We start from the raw sequence: 26,078 nt of genomic DNA on the forward strand, positions 1-26,078 counted from the left end.
AGCAAGGAAGGGAGTTGGGCCCGTTGGGACCGTGAGTGGTTTGTTGCACGGATCGACCATGTCACACCCCGCCCAGACGCTCGGCCAGTCCCGAGTAACGGCGCGTGCGTTGCATGATGGCGCTGTCGACGATGGCGTGGCTGCCGAACAGGCTGAACCAGCGGCGGGCACGGGTGATACCGGTGTAGAGCAGTTCGCGGGTGAGGATGTTATTGGCGTCGGCGGGCAGGATCAGGGCGGTGTGTTCGAATTCCGAACCCTGCGATTTGTGTACGGTCATGGCGTAGACGGTTTCCACATCGCCCAGTCGCGAAGGCAGCACATGCCGGATGCGCGTGCCGATGGCCGAACCTGCGGTGGCATTGGCGAGGAAGGCCACGGACAGGCGCGGTGTGCCCTGTTCGTCGGGCATGCGCAGGCAGATGCCAACATCGCCGTTGGCCAGGCCAAGGCTGTAGTCGTTGCGGGTGACCATGACCGGGCGGCCTTCGTACCAGCCGAGGCTGGTGTCGATCAATCCACGTGTGTGCAAGGCTTCGGCAAGCAGCGGGTTGAGCCCTTCCACGCCATAGGGGCCGTGGCGCAGCGCGCACAGCAGTTGGAACCGGTTGAATGCCTGCAGCACGTCACGCGCCCATTGGTCGTGCGCGGTGCCATCGGCATGAAGGGCTGGGCGATGGCGTTGCAGCAGTTCCAGGTAGTGCCGGTAACCGCACGGTGAGGTGGCTTCATCGGTGTGGGTGAAGTGAACGTGGTTGCCCTCGATCGCCATGTCGGCCAGTTGCGCGTGGCTGGCCGATGGCTCCCATGCGAGGTCGATCGGGGGCATGTCGAGCAAGGCATGCGCCGTGTGGGTATCGCCCGCGTTCACGGCATGTGCCAGCTGACCGATGCCGCTGCTGTCGCCGAAACGGTGGCTGTGCCGCAGCATGGCGACTTGCTGGTCCAGCGGTTGCGCATCGCTGCGGGTGAACGCGTGGATGTTGTCGCCCGTGGTCGCCTGCAGCCAGTCGGCGGTGGCGGTGTCGTAGTGGCCTTCGTCGGCGCGGCGACACAGATCGCCGAGCACGGCACCGGCTTCCACCGAGGACAGCTGGTCCTTGTCGCCGAGCAGGATCAGCCGTGCCGCCGCAGGCAACGCGGCGAGCACGGCGGACATCATTTCCAGATCGATCATCGACGCCTCGTCGATCACCAGCACGTCCAGGTGCAGCGGGTTGCTGCGATCGTGACGAAAGCGGCGCGTGTCCGGACGTGCGCCCAGCAGGCGGTGCAAGGTGTCGACGGCGGCAGGTATCGCGCTGCGGACAGCATCGTCCACGTCGAGCTGGGCGAGCTGGGCGGCGATGGAGGCGTTCAGCCGGGCCGCGGCCTTGCCGGTAGGTGCGGCAAGCCGGATGCGCAGTGGTCGTGCGTGCTCGCGTAGCTGCAGTGTCTGCAGCAGACCGAGCAAACGCACCACGGTGGTGGTCTTGCCGGTGCCGGGCCCGCCGGTGATGACCGTGAACGCGCCGCGCGCTGCCAGCGCACAGGCGATCTTCGGCCAGTCGGGCTGGTCGTTGTCGATGGCGGCGGGGAACAGTCGCGTCAGTTCGCTGGCGAGCTCTTCGGGTGCGGCCTGGGGACGGGCGAGTCTTTCGCGGATGGTCGTTGCCACCAGACGCTCATGGTTCCAGTAACGGCGCAGATACAAGCGGGTTCCGTCGAGTACCAACGGAGCCTCGACCGGAAGGCCGTCATGGCCGTCGGCCATCAGCGACGAGGTCAATGTCGCTGCGGGTTGGTCCTGGTAATCGCGCAGCCATTGGCGCCACGCGTATGGCCAGGCCTGCTCGTCGGCCAGTTCGACGAGTGCATCGAGGTCGAGGCACAGGTGACCGTCGGCCACCTGGCGGCTGAGCAGGGCCGCCAGCCACAGCAACGGCGGCGGGGCACTGGCGTCGCGTCCGGCGAGGAAGCGGGCGAGCGCCACGTCCAGCGGGCGCAATCGCTGCTGGGCAACGTCCTGGTCGAGCAGGCCGAACAGGGCTTCATGCGACATGGTTCACAGCCCTCCCTGGTCGAACAGCCGATCCATGGCGTCGACAAGTGCAAACGGCAGCCGTTCCCGATGCACGCCATGTCCTTCGCCATCGACGCCGCGCAGGTACAAATACAGCACGCCGCCGATGTGCTGCGCATAGTCGTAGCCGGACAGGCGCGCGCGCAGCTGGCGATGCAGGGCCAGTGTGTAGATCGCGTACTGCAGGTCGTAGCGGCTGTGCAGCACGGAGTCACGCATGGCTTCCACGGCGTAAGCCGTGGTGTCGTGGCCGAGCCAGTTGGATTTGTAGTCGACGATGTAATAGCGGCCGTCGTGTTCGAGCACCAGATCGATGAATCCCTTGAGCATGCCGTTGAGGCGATCGGGCAGCAACGGTGGTCGCGCGCGGGCATCCAGCGTGTGCAGGGTGACCAGCCGATCGAGTGCCTGCGTATCCACGCGATTGGCGGCGAACCAGAATTCCAGTTCGGCACGGTAGGCGTCGGTGCTGGTGAGCCCGGCCAGCGACAGCGTGCCGCCCACGGGGAGTGGCAGCGCAGTGGCGAGGAACGCTGGCAGCCAGTTCGCCAGGGCCGCACTCCACATTTGCCAGCCGTTGCGCCGGCAGCGATGCGCAATCAGTTCGACGAGCTCCGGCGGGCTGTCGGCAGCGACAGAGAAGCCTTCGTCGGCGGCCCATTCCAGCAGCCCGTGCAGGAACGTGCCTGGCCCAGCGCCACGCCGGAAGGTATGGATGGTGGCGGCGTTGTCGGTCCAGGCGGGCAGGGCCGGTACGATTCGCTCGGTGCCCTCTTCGGCCAGCGTGTCCTGCTCGGCGGTTTCCGGCGCGGCGGGCCGTGGGGCGTGCCCGGTTTCGGCGATTTTCAGTGCGCTGTAGCTGGCAATCCACCATGGCTCGACGGGCTGGCCGTGGTAATCGCGGGCCGGCCGATCCGGTTCCGTGGTGACGGCGGGTGGATGGCGTCGCACATTGGCGAAGACCGGAAGCTTCTCGAGATGGATGTCTGGATGGCCGTGCTGCAGCTCCGCGAGTCGTTCGTGGAGTGCTGTTTCCTCGATCGGCTGACCGCCAGCCAGCACGTAGCCGAACGCGGATTTGTGCAGGCCGGAAGTCTTCTTCTGGCCGTCCCTGAGGTTGGCGACGCCGAGCCAGCAGGTATGGCGGGCGCGGGTCAGCGCCACGTACAGCAGGCGCAAGTCCTCCTGCAGGCGCTCGCGGTCGGCCTGTTCGCGCGTGGTATGGGTGGGTTGCAGATCCAGCGTGGCGCGGCCGTCCGGATCGTGCCAGACGAAGCTGTCATCGAGTTTCAGCTCGCGCAGGCTGCAGGCGAATGGCAGCAGCACCAACGGGTATTCCAGCCCTTTCGATTTGTGGATGGTGACCACCTTGATCAGCGCGGCCTCGCTTTCCAGCCGCACGATCTGCTCGTCCGCGGTCTCGGCCTGGTGTGCATCGGCCTGTGCGATCTGCGTGGCGAGGTGGCGGATCAGGGCGTGTTCGCCGTCCAGTGTCGCGGCGGCCTGCTGCAGCAGTTCGGCCAGGTGCAGCAGGTTGGTCAGTGCGCGCTCGCCATCGCTGCGGGCCAGTATCTGCGCGGGCAGGTCGAACAGATGCAGCAGGTCATGCAGCATCGCCAGTACCCCATGGCGCAGCCAGCTGTCGTGCAGCTGACGGAAGCGTTCGCCGCAGCGTTCCCAGTGTTGTTCGTCCAGGTTCAGCCGATCGAGTTCGGCATAGTCCAGGCCAAGCGTGGGGCTGGCCAGCGCTGCACGCATGGCACGGTCGGAGCCGGGTTCGGCGCAGGCGCGCAACCACAACAACAAGTCGTGTGCTTCCGCCGAGACATACACCGAGTCGCGATCGGAAAGGTACACGCTGGCCAGTCCGCGCGCCTGCAGCGCGTTGCGCATGTCGATGGCTTCGCCGCCCTTGCGCACCAGGATCGCGATGTCGCCGGGTGCCAGCGCGGTGAAGCTGCCGTCGTCGGCGGTGAAGCCACAGTCTCCACGGCGGGCCGCGTCGAGCCAGGCCACCAGCGTCGCCGCGGCGTGATCGGCCATCATCTTCTGATAGACCGCCTTGCTGATCGGTGTGGGGTCGCTGGTGGTGGCCAGTTGCAGGGCGGGCAGCGGTTGCCCGCGAAGGATCAGGCGCTGCCTGCGGCCTTGCGCGTCGACCGGAAGGAACGGCAGGCCCTGGTTGCCCCGGCCGAACAGGAAGGCGCCTTGAGGATGCTGGTCGGCGAACTCGAATACGCGGTTGACCGCACGCACCATCGACTTGGTGGATCGGTAGTTGGTGGTGAGTGTCCAGGTCGGATCGACCGCGCTGCTGCGTGCCTGCAGGTAGGTATGGATGTCGGCGCCGCGAAAGCCGTAGATCGCCTGCTTTGGATCGCCGATCAGCAGCAGGCCGGTGCCGGGCTGGTTGCCGTAGATGCGTTGGAAGATGCGCCACTGCAGCGGATCGGTGTCCTGGAATTCATCGATCAACGCCACCGGATATTGCGTGGCGATGGTACGAGCCAGTCGCTCACCGCTGCTGCCATGAAGGGCATCATCGAGGCGCTTGAGCATGTCGTCGAAACCCAGCTGGGCAAACCGCTGCTTGGCAGCCTCCAGGCGCGCGGCGACCCACGGTACGGCGTGGGCAAGGATCAGCGGCTTCAGCGCTTTGGCAGCATGCTGCGCTTCGAGCACGGCATCGATCGCGGCGAACACGGCGTGTTGCGGAGTGTCCTTGTTCTTGTTGGTGGCGGCGATGAGTTTGCGTTGGGCGTAGCGCCGCAGCGACGTATCATCGCCAAGCGTGCCGGTGGCGGCCCAGTGCTGCAGCTCCGCCATATCGGTGGCGAACTGGGCAATCTTGTAGGTGGTGCCGCTGAGCGCTTTCGACTGGATGGCCGCGAGCAGCATCGCCCCGATCGCGGCGGCGTCGGCCAGCCACAGCGTGCGCGCGTGCCGATGCGCTTCGTGCAACGGTGCCAGCAGCATCTGCATGGCTTGCGGGAGTTCGCCGACGCTGGGCAGGTGCTGGCCATCGATGCGCAGACCTTCTGCAGGGTGGCGCAACAGGGGACGCAGGGATACCTGCAGGTGCTGGGGAGTTTTCCACAGTGCGGTGATCAGTTCGGCATCGGCGCGGTCGAGCGCGAAGAATTGCTGGCGCCAGTAGTCGCGCACGGCTTCGGCAAGCAGTTCGCTTTCGTCGCTGGTGGTGTTCTGCACGAACGCATGGCCGCTGTCGAAGGCATGCTGGCTGAGCATGCGCTGGCACCAGCCATGGATGGTGTGCACGGCGGCCTCGTCCATCCACTGCGCGGCCAGTTCCAGCTGGCGTGCGGCGCGGGCGCGCTCATCGGCGGCGGGGTACTCGGCGATCAAGGCGGCGAGGAAGTCGTCGGGCGCGCCGTGTCCACGGAACGCGGCAGCCGCTTCGCCCAGGCGGGTGCGGATGCGCTCGCGCAGTTCGGCGGTGGCGGCCTTGGTGAAGGTGACCACCAGAATTTGCGGCGGCAACAAGGGCTCGCCGCGATCGCCATGGCCGAGCACCAGGCGCAGGTACAGCGCGGCGATCGTCCAGGTCTTGCCGGTGCCGGCGCTGGCTTCGATCAGGCGGATGCCGTGCAGTGGCAGGTGCAGTGGGTCCAGCGGAGCGAGCTTGTTCATGCGGCGGCCTCGACCGGCAACACGGCATCGACCAGCGCCGCGTACAACGGCAGCCAGTGCTCGAAGCCGGCGGCATGCATGATCTCGAAGCGGGGCCAGGCACGGGCGAGGCAAGGATCCGTACCGACCTCGCCCGGGATGTGTGCGAACGCGTTGCCTTCATAGCAAAGCGTGGCGGCGGCGAGCGGGTTCTTTTCGGAACGCAGCCACGCGCAGGCGCTCTTGCTGGCGATCGGCAGCGGCGACTGCATGCCGGTACGCAACGCGGCCAGCAGTTGGTCGAGCAATGCGACGGCCTCGTCGCGCGACAATTCGCGCAGGGTCGGTTGCGCGTCGGCGCTGATCACCCGGGTTTGCATGACCAGTCCGTTGGCATTGGCCAGCAGGTGGACGATCCAGGCGGGGATCAGTTTCTCGTGGCGCAGGTTGCCATCCCGGGTAAGCAACGCACCGTTCAGCAATTCCAGGCGGCGATGGTGACCGTCGGCATCGCGACGCAGGTCGGTCAGCCAGTCTTCGATCAGCAGATCGCCACTGGCATGGTGCAGCTCGTGCTTGTCGCCGGTCAGCGGCCAGCGCAGGCAGGTCTCGCGCCAGGTGTCGGCAAGCGCCTGTATCTGTTCGGCGATCTCCTCCTGCAGCACTTCGCCGAAACCGCCTGGTGGCAGCAGGCCTTCGTCGTGCAGGCGCCGGGCGGCCTGGGCGATGGTGCGGTCGGAATCGATGACGGTCGGATCGATGGCTGCGTGCAGCACGGCCTGGGTGGCGCTGTAGCGCTGCAGGCCATCGAGTGCGAACGGCTCGTCGTCGAGGGCGTCGTCGCTGCCTGCATCGAAATGCACCTTCAGGCGTTGATTGAAAAAATACGCGACCGGCTTGGCCATGAAACGCTGCAGCTGACCGATGCCCAGGCTGGCGTCGGGTTGCCAGGGTGTCAGCGCGGAAGATATGGCGGGAGATTCGGCGGGGCGATGGGCCTGCTGCCATTCGCGGGCATAGGTGAACACGTGAGCATCGTCGCCCGCACTGAAGTAGCGGCGGCTGAAGGGTTGCAGTGGATAGTCGGTGGTGAGCGCATCGAGCAGGCGCGTGCCGGCGTCGCCATCAATATCCGCATCGCCGTCGAGGCGCCAGCCGGCGGCGAGGTAATCGCGCAGCTGGCCGACCAGCACGGAAGGTGGCAGCACGCTGTTATCACGTGCACTGCGGCCGACCCAGCTTACGTACAGGGCGTCGCGGGCGGACAGCAGGGCTTCGAGGAACAGGTAGCGATCATCCTCGCGGCGCGAGCGATCGCCGGGACGGCTGTGGCCGGGTTGCGCCATCAGGTCGAAATCGACTGGCGTCTGCTGCCGCGGGTAAGCACCGTCGTCCATGCCGAGCAGGCAGACCACGCGAAACGGGATCGCGCGCATCGGCATCAGCGTGCCGAAACTCACGGCGCCACCCATGAAGCGCTGCGACAGGCGGCTTTCGTCGATCGCCTGCAGCCAGTGCTCGCGCACGATGGCCAGCGGAATGGCGTCGGCGAAACCGGCTTCGCCGCAGGCTTGCTGCCAGTCGTCCAGTGCGTCGTCGAGGCGGTGCAGGCGCAGCGCATCCTGCGCATCACCGTCATCGAAGAAATCGGTCAGCAAGGTGTGCAGACGTTCACACCATGCGGCAGGTGTGGCGGGCGTGCCAAGCCATTGCCAGGCATGTTCCAGCCGATCCAGCAGCAAGCTCAGCGGGCCGAGCAGGGCGGCGTCGAGGCCACCGACTTCGGCGTAGGGAGCGATGCCGTCCAGCGTCTCGCCGTCACCGACGGCGTAACCGAGCAACATGCGGCGCAGACCGAAACGCCAGCTGTTCTGTTCCAGTGCGGGCAACTGCAGGCTGCGTTTCTGTTCGCCATCCAGGCCCCAGCGGATGCCGGCCTCCTCGATCCAGCGCCGCAGCGTGGGCAGTCCGGCCTCGTCGAACCCGAAGCGCGCGCGCAATGCAGGAACGTCGAGCAGGTCGAGCACTTCGCTCACCGCGAAGCGCGATTCGGGCAAGGCCAGCAGATGTTCCAGCGCCACGATCAGCGGCACGCTGCCGCGTGTGGATTGATCCGCCACGCTGTAGGGAAGGTAACGCGGGTCGCTGGCCGGCAAACGACCGAACACGGCCTGCACATGCGGGGCGTAGGTCTGGATGTCCGGCACCATCACGATCACGTCGCGCGGCGCCAGCGGCCGGCCGGCGAGTGCGGCGTGCTCGAACATCGCCAGCAACTGGTCGTGCAGGATCTCCACTTCGCGCTGCGGGTTGTGTGCGACGTGGAAGTGCAGCGAGGCGTCATCTGCACGCCAGGGCTTGCGTTGAGCCTGGTCGACTGGAAGCGGCTCCAGATCGAGGATCGCCTGCTGCACCTGTTGCAGCAAACCGTGGCCCTCCACATCCTGGAACAGGTCGATGCCGCGGTCGATGGCGGCAAACTGCTGCCGGTAATGGTCCGGCTGGTCGTAGCCATCGAGCAGGCGAATATAGTCGCGACCCTGCTTGCCCCAGGCGGCGAGCAGGGGATGCGCGTGCAGGTGCAGGTCTTCATAACGCGCTTGCGCGGGCAGGCCGGGTTTGTCGCGCTGCCGGCGCTGACTGGCCTTGAGCAACTCGCGTTCCTCGATGATGTCGGCCCAGTAATGCCGGCACGGGTTGGCGACCACCAGCAGCACCTGGGAAAAACGCGCCAGCGCGGTGAGTGCTTCCAGTGTCTGCTGCGGCAGCGAGGACATGCCGAACACCACGATGCGGCGCGGCAGGGCCGACGGCCGGGTGTCGAGCGAAGCCGTGCGTGCGACGAAGGCCTGGTGCACGGCGGCACGGTGGCTGTGACGCTGGGCGGGGCCGACATCCTCCAGCAGGTGGCGCCACAGCAGTGGCTGCCAGCGCTGGTCGTCGGTCAGTGGCGTGCGGCGGTCACGCAGCGCGTCATGCAGGTCGTTGCGGCCGTGTTCCCAGTCGTCCAGCCAGTCGGCCCGATAGACCTGGTATTGGTCGAACAGATCGGCCACCCGCGCGGCCAGCTGGTGGCGCTTCTGCCAGTCCGGATCGTCGCCGAGAAAATCGCGCAGCGGAGTGAACTCGTTCTCGTGCAGATGCTGCGGGATCAGGCGCAGCAATCGCCAGGTCAGCCGCGACTTGTCGAACGGCGAGGTGGTCGGCACCGCATCGCGTCCCAGCACCGCGCGATAGGCCGTCCACAGGAACCGTCCCGGCAGCTGTACGTCGATCGCTGCACTGATGCCCAACCCGCCTTCCCCCGGCGCACGGGCCAGTGCCAGTTTCAGCCACTGCGCGATGCCGTTGCTCTGCACCAGCATCAGCTCGTTTTCCAGCGGCCGCAGCGGTGCGCGCGCCAGCCAGGCAGTGAGCAGGTCGCGCAGATCCTCCAGCCGGTTGCCGTGCAGCACCATCAGGCCGGGTTCGATCGGGACGAGGCGGGAGGGCGCAGTGGCGTCGGTCACGGAGGGCAAGGTCTGGATTCGCTCGTTTGGGTGCGGTTTGTCGGTGAATACGGGCGCGTGTCGAGGGCGTTTTTCTTGTGCACAGCATACCGATGCGCCGGCTCACCGTTTGCGATTGCTGCTGGCCGTTGAAAGGTCAAGAGCGAACCCCTCCCCAGCCCTCCCCTGCGAGCAGGGGAGGGAGCACGGCTTTTGCTTCTCCGTTTGCGTACAGGGGAAGGTAGTAGAGGTTTTTGCTCCCCCTGCATGCAGGGGGCTGGGAGGGGATAAGGCTTTTGACTTTGCGGTCAGAGCGTACCCCACCAACCCTCCGCTGCAAGCAGGGGAGGGAGTACAGCTTTTGCTCCTTCCCTGCGACGCAGCGAACAAGTACAGCAGCCATGTCGATCTGCCCGTTCGCCATTCGTCGCATATACAGAATCGGGATGACGACTCCGGTTCGGCCCCAATCCCTAGGAGAAACGGCGATGCGATTCATAGTGATGGTAAAGGCAGACGAAAACTCGGAAGCCGGGGTGATGCCCAGCGAACAACTGCTGGCCGAGATGGGTCGGTACAACGAGGAGTTGGTGAAGGCCGGCATCATGCTGGCCGGCGAGGGCTTGCATCCCAGCTCGAAGGGGGTGCGGGTGAAGTTTTCCGGCAACCAGCGCACGGTGATCGACGGGCCGTTTGCCGAAACGAAGGAGCTGATCGCCGGCTTCTGGCTTTGGCAGGTGAAGTCGAGGGAGGAGGCCATCGAATGGCTCAAGCGTGCGCCGTTCGATGGCGGCACCGAGATCGAGCTGCGTCCGGTGTTCGAGGCGGACGACTTCGGTGCCGAGTTCACCCCCGAATTGCGCGAGCAGGAAGAGCGGCTGCGCGCCCTGGTGGCCGCCAGGTCATGAGCCGCGCATCCGTTCGACACCGGAAAGCCGGCGGAGTATTCCCATGCAGCTGACCAGCTATCTCATCTTCAACGGCCAGGCCGAGGCCGCCTTCAAGTTCTACGAAACCTGTCTGCGCGGCAAGATCACCTCGATGATGCGCTTTGGCGACGCGCCGGGTTGCGAGCAGATGCCGGAACAGACCCGCGACTGGCTCATCCACGTGCGGCTGGAGATCGGCGACCAGATGCTGCTGGCTTCCGACTGCTCGCCCAGTCGCCCGTACGACGGCATCAAGGGGTGTTCGGTGTCGATCCAGGTCGACACCATGGCGGAAGGCGAGCGCATCTTCAACGCGCTGAAGGAAAACGGCACGGTGCAGATGCCGTACGAGAAGACGTTCTGGGCCGCACGCTTCGGCATGCTGGTCGATCAGTTCGGCGTGCCTTGGATGGTCAATTGCGAGAAAGATCGGTAATTCCGCCACTCATCGGAGACATGCATGCTCAAGACCATCCTCATCATCATCGTCGTGCTGATCGCCGCCGTGCTCGTGTTTGCGGCGACCCGGCCGGACACGTTCAAGGTCGAACGCGTCACCACGATCAAGGCCCCGCCCGAAAGGATCTTCGCGCTGATCAATGATTTCCATCAGTGGGCCAGCTGGTCGCCCTACGAAAAGCTGGATCCGGCGATGAAACGCGACTTCAGCGGCGCGGCCAGCGGCGAAGGTGCCGTCTACGCATGGAAGGGCAACTCCAAGGTGGGGCAGGGCCGAATGGAGATCACGCAATCGTCGCCCACGTCGAAGATCATCATCCAGCTGGATTTCATCCGGCCGTTCGAAGGCCACAACATCGCCGAGTTCACCCTGCAGCCGCATGGCGATGTGGTCGATGTGCGCTGGTCGATGCACGGACCCAGTTCGTACATCAGCAAGCTGATGAGCGTCTTCTTCAGCATGGACCGCATGATCGGCAAAAGCTTCGAAGCCGGTCTCGCCAACCTGAAGGCAGTGGCCGAAAAGTAGTTGCGGCGAGGCATCCGGCCTTGCGTCGGGGCGGAGCAGATGGTGTGATCGGTCGCCATGAGCGTGACCGAAACCCATCGCACCATCGACGCCGTCTGGCGAATCGAATCCGCCCGGCTCATTGCCGGCCTCGCACGCATGTTGCGCGATGTCGGCCTGGCCGAGGAACTGGCGCAGGACGCGCTGGTAGTGGCGCTGGAACAGTGGCCGCAAACCGGCGTGCCGGACAATCCCGGCGCTTGGCTGATGACCACCGCGAAACATCGCGCGATCGATCGCCTGCGGCGCAGCAAGCTGCTCGAACGCAAGCATGCCGAACTGATGCACGAACTGGAAATGGAACAGGAACAGCAGGTATCGGCGGCCGAAACAGCGCTCGACGATCCGATCGGCGACGACTTGCTGCGGCTGATATTCACTGCCTGCCATCCGGTGCTGACGATCGAGGCACGGGTAGCGTTGACCCTGCGGCTGCTCGGTGGCCTGACCACCGACGAAATCGCGCGCGCCTTCCTGGTATCGGAGTCGACGATCGCGCAGCGCATCGTGCGCGCCAAGCGCAGCCTGGCGAAGGCGCAGGTGCCGTTCGAGGTGCCGCGCGGCGAGGAACTGGCCGAACGGCTGTCGTCGGTGCTCGGCGTGATCTACCTGGTGTTCAACGAAGGCTATTCGGCCACTGCCGGCGACGACTTGATGCGCCCGGCCTTGTGCGAGGACGCTTTGCGCCTGGGCCGGGTGCTGGTCGGGCTGATGCCGCAGGCGTCCGAGGTGCACGGGCTGGTGGCCTTGATGGAAATCCAGGCGTCGCGCGTGCACTCGCGGGTGAATGCCGCGGGTGAGCCGATTCTGTTGCTTGACCAGAACCGCGCACAATGGGATCGGCTACTGATCCGGCGCGGACTGGCTGCGCTCGATCATGCGGAAAAACTGGGCGGCGCCCTTGGTCCTTACGCCTTGCAGGCGGCGATCGCGGCGTGCCACGCCCGCGCACTGACGGCGGAGGACACCGACTGGAATCGTATTGCCACGTTGTACGGCGTGCTGGTGCGGGTCATGCCATCGCCCATCGTGGAATTGAATCGCGCGGTTGCTGTGGCCATGGCAGCCGGCCCTGCTGCCGGCCTCGTCCTTGCCGATGCACTGACCAACGAGCCGGCGCTGGCGCACTATCACCTGTTGCCCGCCGTACGCGGCGACTTGCTGGTCAAGCTGGGCCGCGCCGACGAAGCCCGCACAGCCTTCGAACACGCCGCGGCGCTGGCGCAGAACACACGCGAGCGTGAACTCATGCTGGGCCGGGCGCGGGCGTGCGGGAACGCGGCGCCATTCCCGTAAGTCGCTCGTGTCGTTGCAGGAGCCCGCTTGCGGGCGATGCCCTCATGCATGACGAAGAGCATCGCGCGCAAGCGCACTCCTGCGAGATTCGCCTCACCCAGCCAAGACCTTGATCTTCCAGCAAATGAAAGCAACACTTCATTTTCACCATAAAAGGTGAAAATATAGCAGCCATGAGCCTGCAGCTGACCACCCGCCAATCCAACATCCTGGACTTCATCCGCAGCCATCTCGACCGCCACGGGCAAGCGCCCACGCTGGAAGAGATCGGCGAGGCGATGGGTCTGGCCCATGTCAGCGCGGTACTGAAACACGTGCGTTCGCTGGAGGCCAAAGGGCGGTTGCTGATCGAACCGAACCGCTCGCGCGGCATCCGGCTGGTGACGTCCACCGATCCGGTCGACGCGGACACGATGGAGCTGCCCCTGGTGGGTCGCATCGCCGCCGGTGAGCCGCTGTTTTCCGAATCGCGGATCGAACGCAGCCTGCGCGTATCGCGCTGGTTGTTCCGGCTGAAGCCGGATTACCTGTTGCGCGTGGTCGGCGACTCCATGCGCGAGGAGGGCATCCTCGACCAGGACATCGTGGGCGTGCACGCCACGCCGGTGGCACGGCACGGCCAGGTGGTGGCGGCACGGATCGGCGGCGATCGCTTCACCATCAAGCGGCTGTATTGGCAGGGCGATGTGATCCGCCTGTTGCCGAACAGCCCGGGCTATCAGCCGATCGACCCCGATCCCACCGACGACTTCGCCATCGAAGGCCTGTTTGCGGGATTGCTGAGGGGCAGCTGATGGGTGCCGTGGTGGCCTTGTCCACGCTGTTCGATGCGCGCCAAGTCTGGCGCGGTCGGGCCGCACCGATGCCGGCCGGCGAGCAGCCGACCGGCTGGGCCGAACTCGATGCGGCATTGCCGGCCGGTGGCTGGCCGGATGCCGCGTTGTCGGAAATCCTGTTGCCGGTGGATGGGGTCGGCGAATTGCGACTGGTGTTGCCGACCCTGGCGAGGCTCAGCCAGGGCGCGCGGCCGGTGGTGCTGGTGGCGCCGCCGTATGCGCCGTGCGTGGCCGGCTGGCAACAGCATGGCGTCGACATGCGGCGGGTCGAGATGGTCGCGGTCGGCGACGCCGAGGTGGCATGGGCGATGGAGCAATGCCTGCGCTCGGGCAGCTGTGCGGCCGTGCTCGCATGGCCCCGCCAGGTGGACGATCGCACGTTGCGCCGATTGCAGGTCGCCGCCGATGGCGGGCGTTCGCTGGCCTTCGCGTTCCGTGATCGTCGACATCTGTCCAACGCCTCGCCCGCGGCATTGCGACTGGAACTGGAGGCCGCGCCGCGTGCCCAGGTATGGGTGCGCAAATGCCGCGGCGGTGCCGTGCCGGCGCAGCCGTTTCCACTTGCTCGTTCGCTGCATTGATGGCGGCCGGTCATGTTGTGGGCCTGCATCTTGTTGCCGCATATCGCGCTGGACAGCGTTCTGCGTCGTCGCGCGGACGACACGCCGCTGGTGATGGTGGACGGGCCGGTCAATGCGCGCAGCATCGTGGCGGTCAACGCCACGGCGCGTGAGGCGGGGCTGCGGATCGGTCAGCGCCTGATCGCCGCGCATGCGCTGCTGGCGCAATTCGACGCATTGCCCTGCGACCATCAGGCGGCCGGGCGTTGGCAACGTTTTCTGGCGGCGGTGGCCTATCGCTACAGCTCCGAGGTGAGCCTGCTGCCGCATGCGATCGTGCTGGAGGTGAGTGGCAGCCTGGGCCTGTTCGGTCCATGGCCACAGATCGAAGCCCGGCTGCGCGCCGACTTTGCCGCTTTGGGTTTTCGCCATCGCATCGCGATCGCGCCCACACCGCATGCGGCCCATGTGCTGGCCGGTATCGAAGATGGCCAGGCAGTGCTGCTGCCCGGGCAATGGCGGCAGGCATTGCAGAACGTGCCGATACGCAAGAGCCGTCTCCCGTCCGCGGCGCTCGACGCCCTGCCGGCGATGGGCATCCGCACGCTGGGACAATTGTTGCGATTGCCGCGTGACGGCCTGCGCCGGCGTTTCGGGAACGAGTTGCTGCAGGCGATCGACCGTCTGCTTGGCGACATACCGGCCGGGCTCGATTCCTACCGTCCACCGGACGTGTTCGACCAGCGCATCGAGTTGACCCACGAAGTGGAGAACATCGCCGCGCTGGTGTTTCCGCTGCGCCGCATGACCGGCGATCTGGCGGCCTATCTGGCTGGCCGGGACGGTGGCGTGCAGCGCTTCATGCTGCATCTGGAACATCGCGGTGGCCGGGTGACCGAAGTACCGGTAGGCCTGCTCTCGCCCGAGCGCGATGCCGGCATGCTGTTCGAGCTGGCGCGTGGACGGCTGGAACAACGGCAGTTGCCCGAACCCGTGCTGGCCATGCGACTGGTGGCGCGCGAACTGCCGGTTTTCGTGCCGGCCGGCCGCGACCTGTTCGACGAACGGCCGGCGCATGCCTTGCCGTTCGAACAACTGCGCGAACGCCTGCGCGCGAAGCTGGGTGACAAGGCCGTTTACCGCTTGGGCAGCACCACCGATCCGCGGCCCGAACGCGCCCAGGCCGTGGCCGAATCCGCTGCCGTATATGCCGAGCCGCATCCGCGACCGACCTGGTTGCTCGATCGCCCGATTCCGCTGCGCGGTTCGTCGCCGCGCATCCTGGCGGGCCCCGAGCGGCTGGAAACCGGCTGGTGGGATGGTGCCGAAACGTGCCGCGATTACTACGTGGTCGAAACCTCGCTCGGCCAGCACGCCTGGGCCTTCTGCCCGCCGGGCGAGCAGGGCGGCTGGATGCTGCAGGGGTGGTTTGCATGAGCCATGCCCGTATGAGTTCGTACGCCGAACTGCACTGCCTGTCCGACTTCTCGTTCGGTCGCGGCGCGTCCAGCGCGCGCGAGTTGTTCGAGCGCGCCAAGGCATGCGGCTACAGCGCGCTGGCGATCACCGACGAATGCTCGCTGGCCGGCATCGTGCGCGCCTACCAGGCATCGAACGAGACTGGCCTGAAACTGATCGTCGGCGCGGAGTTCCAGCTCGACGATGGCCCGAAGCTGGTACTGCTGTGCGAAAACAAATCGGGCTATGCCGGACTTTGCCGGCTGATCACGCTCGGGCGCCGGGCCTCGGAAAAAGGCACTTACCGGCTCACCCGCGCGGATCTGCAAGGAGGGCTACCGGGCACGTTGGCCTTGTGGATACCGCAACCGCAACCGGATATCGCGCATGGCCGCTGGATGCGTGAAACGTTTGGCGACCGCGCATGGCTGGCGGTGGAGCTTCATCGCGGACCCGATGACGCCGGGCACCTGCGCCAACTGCAGGCGCTTGGCCGTGCACTGGATCTTCCGCTGGTGGCTGGCGGTGACGTGCACATGCACGTGCGCCGCCGCCTGGCCCTGCAGCACACGCTCACCGCGATCCGCCACCGCGTGCCGATCGCCGAAGCGGGCGCGCTGATCTTCCGCAATGGCGAACGGCATCTGCGCCGATGCGATGTGCTGGCCGATATCTACCCCGAGGCCTTGCTGCAGGAAAGCGTGCGCATCGCCCGGCGCTGCACCTTCCACATGAGCGAACTCGAATACGACTATCCGACGGAACTGGTGCCCAAAGACCACACGTCCACCAGCTGGTTGCGCCAACTTGCCGAGGAAGGGATTCGGTGGCGCTGGCCGCAGGGCGTCAGCGACAAGGTGCGCAAGCTGATCGATGACGAGCTGGCGCTGATCGCGACGAAGAAGTACGAAGCCTTCTTTCTCACCGTATACGACATCGTGCGCTTCGCACGCAGCAAGGAAATCCTCTGCCAGGGCCGCGGCTCGGCCGCCAACTCCGCCGTTTGTTTCGCGCTGGGCGTGACCGAGGTGGATCCGGACGTCAACAATCTTCTGGTCGCACGCTTTATCAGCGAGGACCGCGACGAACCGCCCGACATCGATGTCGATTTCGAACACGAGCGGCGCGAAGATGTCATCCAGTACATCTATGGTAAATACGGACGCGAGCGTGCCGCGCTGGCCGCCACCGTGATCTGTTACCGCGGCCGCAGCGCAGTGCGCGACGTGGCCAAGGCGCTCGGGCTGCCGCTGGACCAGGTCGACCAGCTCAGCGATGTCTTTGCGCGTGGCTGGGGCGACAGCACAGCCGAGGAGCGGCTGCGCGAACAGGGTTTCGACCCGGACAGCCCGATCATCCGTCGCGTATTGAAGCTCACGTACGAATTGCTCGGCATGCCGCGGCACCTGTCGCAACACGTCGGTGGCTTCGTGATCTCGAATGCGTCGCTGAGCGAAATGGTGCCGGTGGAAAACGCGGCGATGCCCGACCGCACCGTCATCCAGTGGGAGAAGGACGACCTGGATTACATGCGCATGCTGAAGGTCGATTGCCTGGCGCTGGGCATGCTGACCTGCCTGCGCAAATGCTTCGGCTTGTTGGAAAGCGAACATGGCGTCATCAAGACCATCGCGACGATCGAGCCCGGTGACCATGAAACCTACAAAATGATCCAGCGCGCCGATACCGTCGGTGTCTTCCAGATCGAAAGCCGCGCGCAGATGGCGATGCTGCCGCGGCATCGGCCGGCGAATTTTTACGACCTGGTGATCCAGGTGGCGATCGTGCGACCCGGCCCGATCCAGGGCGACATGGTGCATCCGTACCTGCGGCGCCGAAATAACGAAGAAGAAGTCGACTATCCGTCGCCCGAGTTCAAGAAGGTGTTGAAACGCACGCTCGGCGTACCGCTGTTCCAGGAACAGGTCATGAAGCTGGCCATAGTGGCAGCCGACTTCACCGACGGCGAAGCCGACAAGTTGCGCCGTTCGATGGCGGCATGGAAACGCCATGGCGGGCTGGAGCCACATCGCGACAAGCTGATGCAGGGCATGCTGAAGAACGGATACACGGCAGAGTTCGCTGCCCGCATCTTCGAGCAGATCAAGGGTTTCGGCTCCTACGGCTTTCCCGAGTCGCACGCAGCCAGCTTCGCCAACCTGGTCTACGCATCGAGTTGGCTGAAATGCCACTACCCGGCAGCGTTCGCCTGCGCGCTGCTCAACTCGTTGCCGATGGGTTTTTACGGGCCGAGCCAGATCGTGCAGGACGTGCGTCGCCATGGCGTCACGGTGCGTCCCGTGGATGTGCGTTTCAGCGACTGGGACTGCACGCTGGAAACCGACCCGCGCGGTCATGCCGATGCACGCGCCATTCGGCTGGGTCTGCGCATGGTGCGAGGATGTTCCCAAGCGACAGCGCTTCGCCTGGTGGCGGCGCGCAAACAACAGTCCTTCGCCGACATCACCGATCTATGTTCACGGGCCGGTCTCGATCACCGTCATCAGGAGTTGCTGGCCGATGCGGCGGCTTTGCGCGGGCTGGCCGGCCATCGCCATCGCGCCCGCTGGGCGGTAGCCGGCGTCGAGCCACAACTGCCGCTGTTCGGTAGCGAAAGCCCGGCCGAACGAGCTGTGGCCTTGCCGTTGCCCACGCAAGCCGAGGACACGCTGGCGGACTACGCGCGCGTCGGGCTCAGCCTGGGCGCGCATCCACTGCGACAGATCCGCGCCCGTTTGAACGCGGCGCGCTGCATCGACGGGAAAACACTGCGCAGGCAACCACACAACAGTCGCGTGCGCGTGGCCGGGCTGGTGACATCGCGGCAGCAACCGCAAACCGCCAGCGGCATCATCTTCGTGACGCTCGAGGACGAACACGGCCTGGTCAACGTGATCGTGTGGCGTCATGTTGCCGAGGCGCAGCGTCGGGTGTTGCTCGAAGCCAGGCTGCTGGCCGTGGATGGGCAATGGGAAACCGTGGACGGCGTCAGTCACCTGATCGCCCATCGCCTGCGTGATCTGAGCGCACTGCTTGGCGCACTGGACACACGCTCGCGCGATTTTCACTGAGGCTTCAGTGCAGCGGTGCGGTGGTGCCCGGCGACGTGCTGTCGGCCGGGCGTGCTTCCTTATGCGTGATGCCCAAATAGAAACCTGTGATCAGGATCGCGATCAGCGCCGCCACCAGGAACAGCAAAGCCAGCCAGCGGCCACGTTTCACGACGATGCTCCCGCGTTTCCCACGCTGTCGAGCGCGGCGGCGACCTCACGCAGGTCGGCCACCAGTTCGGCATAGGCCTGCTGGCGACGCTCCTGTCTTGGCATGCGCAACACCGCGGAGGGATGCCAGGTGGCGAGCCCACGCACGCCTTCACCCAGATCATGCCATTCGCCGCGCTGGCTGGTGATGCGGAACGACTTGCCAAACAAGGTCTGCGCCGCCATGGCACCAAGCCCGATGACCAGCCGCGGCTGCACGCGCAACAATTCCGCCGCCAGCCACTGGCGGCAGGCAGCTTGTTCCGAGGCATTGGCGCGCTTGTGCAGTTTCGCCGTGCCGCGTACTTCGTACTTGAAATGCTTGACGGTATTGGTGAGGTAAAGCGCCTTGCGATCGAGCCCCGCGTCGGCCATGGCACGGTCGAGCAGCTGTCCAGCCGGGCCCACAAAGGGTTCGCCGGCGATATCCTCCTGCGCGCCGGGCTGTTCGCCAATCAGCATCGCCGGCGCATGAACAGGACCTTCGCCGAACACCGTGCGCGTCGCATCGCGCCACAGCGGACAGGCGCGGCAATGACCCGCCTTGCGACGCAGGGTCGCCAGGTTGCCGGCGGGGATGTCGTCCACCGGTTTTGCCAGCGGAATGACGACTTCGCAAGTCACATCGATAGGCCTGCCTTGAAGGTCTGTAACGGAACCTGCGACGAACGAAGTCACCGCATGGCGGTTGCGTTGTGCATCCACCATCGCAGGGCGCCAGTGCACAGGCCGTCAAGCGCTCCATTCAGTCGAATGACGGTCTTCTCACAGTGAGCTGACGCCAGCTACATGCGTCGAACGCGATGCTGGACACTTTCCGCAGGAGAGCGTCATGTCTTCATTCAACCTGGTCGGGCGCACCGTCGCCATTCTCGCCACCGATGGATTCGAACAATCGGAACTGACCGAGCCGAAACGATTCCTGGAACAGGCGGGTGCGAAGACGGTGGTCATCGCCCCCGGCGGTGCCGCGCAGATCAAGGGCTGGAGCAAGCAGAACTGGGGCGATCCGGTGAAGGTGGATGTGGCGTTGAAGGATGCGCAGGCGGATGACTACGACGCGCTGGTGTTGCCTGGTGGTGTGATGAATCCGGACAAACTGCGGCTGGAGCCGGCGGCGATCGCACTGATCAAGGCGTTCGACGCGGACGGCAAACCGGTCGCGGCGATCTGCCATGGACCGTGGACGTTGATCGACGCCGGACTGGTCGAAAATCGCAAGGTCACCTCATGGCCGTCGCTGCGCAAAGACCTGGAAAACGCCGGTGCGCACTGGCAGGACAGCGAAGTGGTGCGTGACGGCCAGCTGATCACCAGCCGCAAGCCGGACGACATTCCCGCGTTTACCACCGCGCTCATCGATGCGCTGAGCGCCACCGTGTAAACGCTCCGCTCCGCGCATGGCGACAGGTGAAGTGGTCTGCTAACCGGTGAATTCATACATCCCGCAGAATTTCGAATCGGTGCCGGCGCTCAACCTGATTTCTTGCTGATGCGCTGGCGCACTTCGTCGATGCCGGCCCAGGGATCCGAACGCAGCCGTGCAAGTCGTTTGGGCGCAGTGTGGATATCGAAATCATGGCCGCTCTTCAGTTTGCCCAGTTCGCTCCAGCGCAGCGGCATGGCCACGGGTGCACCGGCGCGTGCGCGCAGGGAATACGATGCCACGCTGGTGGCGCCGCGACTGTTGCGCAGATAGTCGAGGTAGATCTTTCCGCTGCGCTGCGCCTTGGTCGCGGTGGCAATGAACTCCTCTGGATGTGCCTGCGCCAGGCGAAAAGCAAAAACCTGTGCAAAGTCCTTCACCTGTGGCCAGGCACAACCGGGCTTCAGCGGAACCACAACATGCAGGCCCTTGCCGCCGGTGGTGCGCACGAAGGATTCCAGCCCCGATTGCGCAAGCAGTTTGCGCAGCAATCGTGCCGCAGCTACCACGCGCGGCCAAGGCACGTTGTCGCCGGGGTCCAGGTCGAAGATCACCCGATCGGCCAGCTCGGATCGGTCGACGGTGGCGCCCCACGGATGGAATTCCAGTGCGCCGAACTGCACCAGTTCGAGCACCGAATCGGCATCCTGCGGATAGATGTAGGTTGCCCGCGTGCCGGACTCCTCTTTCAGATTCACCACCCCCACATGCTTCAACCCCGTGATCATGTGCTTCTGGAAGAAACAGTCCTTCGCCATGCCTTCGGGACAGCGGATGACCGAGGTGGGGCGGTTCACCACGCCGGGCAGGAACCACTTCATGACGATGGCGTAATAGTCGGCCACGTCCTGCTTGGTGATGCCGTCGTCGGGGAAAACCACGCGATCGGGATGGGTGATGGCGATCTCCGCCGACATCGGTGCGACGGATGACTTTCGGCGTTTCGGTGCCGTCGATTTGCTGGCGGCGCGATGGGAATCGGTGAGGTCCTCGGCGGTCTTGGCGGTACGCATGGTCTTCGGGCTCGGTTGGCGCAACAGGTTGTTGTCGATGCAGGCCATAGCTTGGAGCTTGGGGCCGCCCCGCGTTTCCAGGCAGCTGGCCCATGCACCGTAGTGTCCGGGCCGTTCGCCTCGAGTGAAGCGATCATCATGTCAAGGTGACATTTGACAGCACGTCCACACGGCAACAGGAATAGTCGACACCTCGATTCCACGAGCATCAAGTGCCTGCGTGAGAGAGCGCATGGCGCGTATCTGCAATCCGCAGGGACGCGCATGAACAAGTCAAGTCGTCCCGATCCCCGCTGCCGGAGACAAGCAAGCCATGGCACGTCCCATCTGGTCCGGAACCCTTTCCTTCGGTCTGCTCAACGTGCCGGTGTCGCTGATGTCGGGCGAACGCAGCGTCGATCTTCATTTCCGCATGCTGGACAGCCGCAGCAATACGCCGGTGCGCTACGAGCGCGTCAATGCGGAAACCGGGGAAGAAGTGCCGTGGAAGGAGATCGTCAAGGCCTTCGAGTACGAGAAGGGCAGCTACGTCGTGCTGGAGCCGGATGACATCAAGTCGGCGGCGTCCGAAGGCCGCGAGGCGGTGGAGGTGCAGGCCTTCGTCGATGCGGATTCCATTGGGCCGGAGTATTACGAAAAGCCCTACATCCTGGTGCCAGGGAAGAAGGCGGAGAAGGGCTACGTGCTGTTCCGCGAAACACTCAAGCGCACCGGCAAGGTCGGCATCGCCAGGGTGGTGATCCGCACGCGTGAATACCTGTCGGCAGTCATGCCTCGCGGCGATGCACTGATGCTCATGCTTCTGCGCTATCCGCAGGAGTTGATCGATGTGGAAGATTTCAAGATTCCGCAGGGAGCAGCATCGAAATACCGCGTTTCGCCGAAAGAAATACAGATGGCCGAGCAGCTGATCGACTCGATGAGCGATGAATGGAAACCCGCCGGCTATCGCGACGAATTCCGCGATCGCCTGCGCAAGGTCATCGAGAAGCGACTCAAGTCCAAGGGCGTGGTCACGCCTACGACTGAAGACGAAGAAGCCGAGACGCCGGAAAACGCCACCACCAACGTGGTGGACTTCATGGCGTTGTTGCAGAAGAGCCTGGCCAGCAAGAAGCGGACGCCGGCGAAGAAGGCGGCCACAAAATCCGTGGCTCGGAAAGCGGCGACGAAGAAAGAATCAACTGGAAAGACCAGCGTTGGCGCAAAAAAGAAATCGACGACGAAAAAGGCCGCCAAACGCGCATCAACGAAACGCAAGGCTGGCTGATGTGATCGGGTTGTTGATGTGATGGGGCGATGTGACGGACAGTCGCGCCGGAGGTCAAGCGTGCGTGCGCGCGATCAATCCTGCTCCATTCGTTGCAGGGCTTCTTCGATGATGCAGTCGGAATGGCCACAGTCACACGTTTCGCCATCCACCTGTCGTTCGCCTTTGTGCCGGCAATAATCGCTGCAGTACGTCAGCCCGGCGTCGACCTTGCAGGCGCAACCGGGATGGGCGCATGGCTCGGTGGGAAGTGCGTTCATCACAATGTCCTCCTTGGTGCGGCATCAGCCGGCAACACGTCATGCGTCATGCTTGAGGAAGCAGGCGGATACGTGGGTATCCGCCCGTCCAGGTCGCGATAACGCTCTTAGTCGGCGGCGTGCAGGGTCTTCTTGATATCCCGCATCTGGTCGTGGCCACTGAGTACCGAAGCGTATACATCGCTGATCACCGCCATCGTCGGGGACGAGACGTCCTTGTCCTTCAGGGCGTCTTCGAACTTGGCCTTGATGTGATCCTCGCCACGCTCGACCTCATCGACCACGGCGGTGTTGTCTTTCGAGGTAAGGCTGGTGCGCAGGTTCACGAATGCGCGATGCGCGGACGCCAGAATGGTGCCGTCGTCCTCGGGCTCGCCGCCCAGCGAACGAACACACTCCTGCAGCTTCGACACCGCGGCACGGCGTTCGGTGGAACGCGCGTTGAATAGTGAGATCAACGATGCACTCTTCGCATCCTTGGCCGCTTCGGTGTAACCATCCACGCTGTCGAGTGTGGTTTCGACCAGGCTGTTCAGAATCTTGATGTCGTGCTTGCTGTTCATGTAGTGCTCTCCTGGGGATTCCGATGGAGAATCCGTGATTGGGCAGGGGAATCGCCGGGAACCAGTTAACGTCACTGGGCGTGAGTGCCGCGGCATGGATCTGTTCAATCGCCGATGATGTTCCTGACTGCGAATGCGGAAACGCCGCTTCGAACTCCGCTGCAACAACGCTTCCACACCCAGAAGACGCGGGCAGGAGAACACTCCGTAGTGGCTAATCACGGCTTACCTTCGGAGCACATCATGGGCAACACCAACATTCCCCAGTTCGGCGCGGCCAACACCAAAAACAGCCGGGACACGCGAAGCGGTTCGGATCAGTTGACGGATGAACAGAAGAAGCAGCGTGATGATGCACGCAGGCAAGGCGACGCCGGGCCGGCTCCCGGGCGTCCGGCCAACGCGCCGGAGCGGATCCCGGGTCAGCAGCGCAACCCGCATGATGCCGAGGATGTTGAAGGGGTGACGGAAGATGAAGAAGAGCACGATCGGGATGTCGAGCGGCCGGCGAAGAACGATCTGCGCAGCCCGGGGGACGCCGCCGATGTTGCCGGGTCGGCCGCTATTTCCGGTCACGCCGACACCGGGCACTCCTCGTCGGATGCGACCTGAAGGAAGGCTTCGGCCGGTGTGACGCTATCGACCAGCGTGGATCATTTCGACGCCGGGTAAGGGCGTTCCTTCAGCAGCGCCGCAAGATGCGCAGCGTTGCACGCCAGCGTTTCGATGGTGTCGGCGAGTTTTTTCGGCGTGCGCTTCAGGTCCTTGTAATCCGTGCTCCCCATGGCCTCGCCGACCCAGTACGCGGAACTGCCGCCGGGGATGCTGAAGCCGACGTCGGCCAGTGCCTGATACAGCTCGGCGGTGACGTGATGTGCACCGTCTTCGTTTCCGACCACCGCCACCACGGCAACGCGCCCGAACGTGGGATAACGACCTTGCTCGTCGATATCGCCGAGAAACGCATCCATGCGCTCAAGCACGCGTTTGGCCACGCTGGACGGTTGGCCCATCCAGATCGGCGAGGCCAGCACCAAGATGTTTGCATCGAGCACCTGGCGGCGCAGTGTGGGCCATTCATCGCCATCGCCCTCGTCGGTCTTGACGCCCGGTTTGATGTCATGGTCGACCACGCGCACGCTGGAGGTATCGACACCGTGGGGTTTCATCGCATGCAGGATCTGATCCAGCAGTTTCTGCGTGGAAGAATCCTCCGGCCCACGCTTCAGCGTGCAGTTCATGCCCAATGCGCTGAGCGAGGGTGGTGCGTTCTTCTTTGCCATGGACATGCCTTGCGAAGTGACACGGAGAGCCGGAGACTAGCGGTGTCGTTGTCATGCGACGATGAAAGAAACCACCCGTTGCAGGTTCTGCTGTGCAAGATGACGTGAGCTATCCACGCTTCGCCAGCCGCGGGCGCACCTATGTCTACGTGTTGCCCTGCCGGAACGAAGACATCCTCAAAGTCGGTTTCTCGCGTGATCCGCTGGACCGGTTTCGCACGCTGCATCGACGGTTCTTCGAATTCTTCGACCTGGAGCGCGGCCTGCTCATCCATGCCGACCAGTTGCGCGATGCGAGGCGCATCGAACGACTTTTCATCACCACGTTCGCCGACTGCCGCGCTCCGGCGCCACTGGTGGTGCCGCAGTCGGCCGCTGGCCATACCGAATGGTTTCGCGGCGTATCCCCGCAGGTGGATGCGCTGGCGCGACACATCTGTGCAGAACAAGGCTTCGTCCTGCACGCACCGCTGAGTGCGTGGCTGCGTGAGCGGTTTGGCGACTGGAGCGAACTGCTGTTTGGCTGGTCGTTGCGCATGCTGGAGATGATCGAGTACCAACACTTCAACGTCCCGACCCATGAACACAACGCCAGGGCAGCGACGGTACTGCGCGATGTGCTCGACGCTTACGTGGCGCTCGACATCGATATTGCGGCGTTGCTGCCCGGCTCGGTGTTCGATTGGTACCACCGCACCGATTATTTCGGATCGGAACGGGAGCGGTGAGGTTGTTCCACCTTCTGTGCCTCATCGCGCGCCGACGCGCACTCGGCATGGCCACATTGACATCCCTCGACCTGATCGGAGACCGGTGACTCCACCCGTTTGCGGCAGTGCTCGCTGCAGTAGGCCTCACCCGGTGGCACCGTGCAGGTGCACGCCAGATGGGCACATCGCTGCTTGACGGTAGCGTTCATCAGTGGCTCCGGTTGGTGGTGGCCGGTGCCGGTACGGGTGTGTGCGTCTGTGCCGGCATGGTTGTCGGCGCGGTTGCTGCCGTTGCCGCCGCAGCGGGACTGGTGTGCGCAAAGGTGTCGTCGTCCATGGCCTTGGTGTGGTTGTCCATCACATCGTCGCGCACCTTTGAAACGCCCAGATGATCCTGCACCTGCCGTGCGGTTTCGAGATGGCCCTGCAACGTGGGCAGGGTGCTGCTGGTGAATTTCCGCATGTCGGGATCTTGCGTCTGCTTGTTTTCGGCGGTGAACAGCGCGACGGCCTTCTGGTGATTCTTCACCATCGAATCGGTCCAGCTCTGGTCGAAGGCCTTCCCGTCCAGCTTTTTCATGTCCTCGGCCGCTTTCTGCGCGTCCTGCATCGGTGCCGCTGGCAAGGTGACCTGCTTGGCCTGCGCCAGGGTGCGCAGTGTGGTGTTGGCCTTGGTGTGGTCGTCGACGATGCGCTGGGCGAGTTTTTTAACTTCGGCATCGGATGACTTGTCCAGCGCCATCTGACCCATCTGCACTTCGGCGATGCCATCGGCAGCGGCGTGGGTCATGAACGTGCTGTCGGCAGCATTCGCCACCAGCGGGGCTTTGGTGGCGGATTGGGCGAACGCCGCGCAGGCGACGCCAAAAGACAATGCACTTGCGGCGACGACGCGTGTCAATGGTCGGCTGAACATGATGGTTTCCCTTCGAGTTTCGATGCAGGGAAGAAGACCCGAAGGCGAGCGAATTCCACGTGATATTCAAGTTCAGCGGCCAGTGACGTCG

General features: G+C 64.6%; 22 protein-coding genes. 12 read left to right on the forward strand and 10 right to left on the reverse strand.

Annotated features, from left to right (window positions below; translation table 11 throughout):
- Positions 1–61 precede the first annotated feature (61 nt).
- From recD to recC, 3 genes are read right to left on the reverse strand one after another with little or no spacing between them, the layout of a single operon-like run.
- Positions 62–2,041, reverse strand: a complete 1,980-nt coding sequence (recD, locus tag ACPPVV_RS06205) for an exodeoxyribonuclease V subunit alpha (protein ID WP_426702592.1) — start codon at positions 2,039–2,041, stop codon at positions 62–64.
- Positions 2,042–2,044: 3 nt separating this feature from the next.
- A complete protein-coding gene (gene recB, locus ACPPVV_RS06210; RefSeq protein WP_426702593.1) occupies positions 2,045–5,713 on the reverse strand; it encodes an exodeoxyribonuclease V subunit beta in 3,669 nt (1,222 codons plus the stop codon).
- Positions 5,710–9,201, reverse strand: a complete 3,492-nt coding sequence (gene recC / locus ACPPVV_RS06215; protein ID WP_426703182.1) for an exodeoxyribonuclease V subunit gamma — start codon at positions 9,199–9,201, stop codon at positions 5,710–5,712. The genes recB and recC overlap by 4 nt, the downstream gene beginning before the upstream one ends.
- A gap of 467 nt (positions 9,202–9,668) precedes the next feature.
- Here recC and ACPPVV_RS06220 point away from each other — a divergent pair, with 467 nt between their 5' ends.
- From ACPPVV_RS06220 to ACPPVV_RS06255, 8 genes are all read left to right on the forward strand, one after another.
- Positions 9,669–10,088, forward strand: a complete 420-nt coding sequence (locus ACPPVV_RS06220) for a YciI family protein (protein WP_426702594.1) — start codon at positions 9,669–9,671, stop codon at positions 10,086–10,088.
- Between the two features lie 43 nt (positions 10,089–10,131).
- Positions 10,132–10,545 (forward strand): VOC family protein, encoded by a 414-nt coding sequence (locus ACPPVV_RS06225; RefSeq protein WP_426702595.1) that lies wholly within the window; start codon positions 10,132–10,134, stop codon positions 10,543–10,545.
- A 24-nt stretch (positions 10,546–10,569) separates the two neighbouring features.
- A complete protein-coding gene (locus ACPPVV_RS06230) occupies positions 10,570–11,097 on the forward strand; it encodes an SRPBCC family protein (protein ID WP_426702596.1) in 528 nt (175 codons plus the stop codon).
- A 57-nt stretch (positions 11,098–11,154) separates the two neighbouring features.
- On the forward strand, positions 11,155–12,432 hold the full coding sequence (locus ACPPVV_RS06235; protein WP_426702597.1) for an RNA polymerase sigma factor: 1,278 nt from the start codon (positions 11,155–11,157) through the stop codon (positions 12,430–12,432).
- 173 nt (positions 12,433–12,605) lie between these two features.
- Positions 12,606–13,226, forward strand: coding sequence for a transcriptional repressor LexA (lexA, locus tag ACPPVV_RS06240; protein ID WP_426702598.1), 621 nt, complete (start codon positions 12,606–12,608; stop codon positions 13,224–13,226).
- Entirely contained in the window at positions 13,226–13,849 is a 624-nt protein-coding gene (gene imuA, locus ACPPVV_RS06245) for a translesion DNA synthesis-associated protein ImuA (protein WP_426702599.1), read from the forward strand. The genes lexA and imuA overlap by 1 nt, the downstream gene beginning before the upstream one ends.
- Positions 13,850–13,861: 12 nt before the next feature.
- Positions 13,862–15,265, forward strand: coding sequence for a Y-family DNA polymerase (locus ACPPVV_RS06250; RefSeq protein WP_426702600.1), 1,404 nt, complete (start codon positions 13,862–13,864; stop codon positions 15,263–15,265).
- Between the two features lie 11 nt (positions 15,266–15,276).
- Positions 15,277–18,357 (forward strand): error-prone DNA polymerase, encoded by a 3,081-nt coding sequence (locus ACPPVV_RS06255; RefSeq protein WP_426703183.1) that lies wholly within the window; start codon positions 15,277–15,279, stop codon positions 18,355–18,357.
- A 4-nt stretch (positions 18,358–18,361) separates the two neighbouring features.
- On the opposite strand, the gene ACPPVV_RS06260 is transcribed toward ACPPVV_RS06255, so the two are convergent.
- Positions 18,362–18,508 carry a hypothetical protein gene (locus ACPPVV_RS06260; RefSeq protein ID WP_426702601.1) on the reverse strand — a complete coding sequence of 49 codons (147 nt, stop codon included), beginning with the start codon at positions 18,506–18,508 and terminating at the stop codon, positions 18,362–18,364.
- On the reverse strand, positions 18,505–19,170 hold the full coding sequence (locus ACPPVV_RS06265) for a UdgX family uracil-DNA binding protein (protein ID WP_426702602.1): 666 nt from the start codon (positions 19,168–19,170) through the stop codon (positions 18,505–18,507). Before ACPPVV_RS06265 ends, ACPPVV_RS06260 begins: the two co-directional genes overlap by 4 nt.
- Positions 19,171–19,378: 208 nt before the next feature.
- Between ACPPVV_RS06265 and ACPPVV_RS06270 the strand changes: the two genes are divergently transcribed.
- Positions 19,379–19,930, forward strand: a complete 552-nt coding sequence (locus tag ACPPVV_RS06270) for a type 1 glutamine amidotransferase domain-containing protein (protein WP_426702603.1) — start codon at positions 19,379–19,381, stop codon at positions 19,928–19,930.
- 89 nt (positions 19,931–20,019) lie between these two features.
- On the opposite strand, the gene ligD is transcribed toward ACPPVV_RS06270, so the two are convergent.
- Positions 20,020–21,033 carry a non-homologous end-joining DNA ligase gene (ligD, locus tag ACPPVV_RS06275; protein WP_426702604.1) on the reverse strand — a complete coding sequence of 338 codons (1,014 nt, stop codon included), beginning with the start codon at positions 21,031–21,033 and terminating at the stop codon, positions 20,020–20,022.
- Between the two features lie 265 nt (positions 21,034–21,298).
- On the opposite strand from ligD, the gene ACPPVV_RS06280 reads away from it, so the two are divergent.
- Positions 21,299–22,255 carry a Ku protein gene (locus ACPPVV_RS06280; protein ID WP_426702605.1) on the forward strand — a complete coding sequence of 319 codons (957 nt, stop codon included), beginning with the start codon at positions 21,299–21,301 and terminating at the stop codon, positions 22,253–22,255.
- 74 nt (positions 22,256–22,329) lie between these two features.
- Here ACPPVV_RS06280 and ACPPVV_RS06285 read toward each other — a convergent pair whose 3' ends face one another.
- Complete coding sequence (locus tag ACPPVV_RS06285; RefSeq protein WP_426702606.1) at positions 22,330–22,515, reverse strand: hypothetical protein; 186 nt, start codon at positions 22,513–22,515, stop codon at positions 22,330–22,332.
- Positions 22,516–22,622: 107 nt separating this feature from the next.
- On the reverse strand, positions 22,623–23,078 hold the full coding sequence (locus ACPPVV_RS06290) for a PA2169 family four-helix-bundle protein (protein WP_426702607.1): 456 nt from the start codon (positions 23,076–23,078) through the stop codon (positions 22,623–22,625).
- A 243-nt stretch (positions 23,079–23,321) separates the two neighbouring features.
- Between ACPPVV_RS06290 and ACPPVV_RS06295 the strand changes: the two genes are divergently transcribed.
- The gene (locus ACPPVV_RS06295; protein ID WP_426702608.1) at positions 23,322–23,690 is read left to right on the forward strand and encodes a hypothetical protein; all 369 of its coding nucleotides are present in this window, start codon (positions 23,322–23,324) and stop codon (positions 23,688–23,690) included.
- 41 nt (positions 23,691–23,731) lie between these two features.
- Here ACPPVV_RS06295 and ACPPVV_RS06300 read toward each other — a convergent pair whose 3' ends face one another.
- Positions 23,732–24,361: a flavodoxin family protein gene (locus ACPPVV_RS06300; protein ID WP_426702609.1), complete on the reverse strand. Its 630-nt coding sequence runs from the start codon at positions 24,359–24,361 to the stop codon at positions 23,732–23,734.
- A gap of 104 nt (positions 24,362–24,465) precedes the next feature.
- Here ACPPVV_RS06300 and ACPPVV_RS06305 point away from each other — a divergent pair, with 104 nt between their 5' ends.
- Entirely contained in the window at positions 24,466–25,089 is a 624-nt protein-coding gene (locus ACPPVV_RS06305) for a GIY-YIG nuclease family protein (RefSeq protein WP_426702610.1), read from the forward strand.
- A 190-nt stretch (positions 25,090–25,279) separates the two neighbouring features.
- Here ACPPVV_RS06305 and ACPPVV_RS06310 read toward each other — a convergent pair whose 3' ends face one another.
- On the reverse strand, positions 25,280–25,987 hold the full coding sequence (locus ACPPVV_RS06310; RefSeq protein ID WP_426702611.1) for a DUF4142 domain-containing protein: 708 nt from the start codon (positions 25,985–25,987) through the stop codon (positions 25,280–25,282).
- Positions 25,988–26,078: the final 91 nt, after the last annotated feature.

Origin of the sequence: Rhodanobacter sp. Col0626 (assembly GCF_049994385.1) — a bacterium.
Lineage (GTDB): Bacteria > Pseudomonadota > Gammaproteobacteria > Xanthomonadales > Rhodanobacteraceae > Rhodanobacter.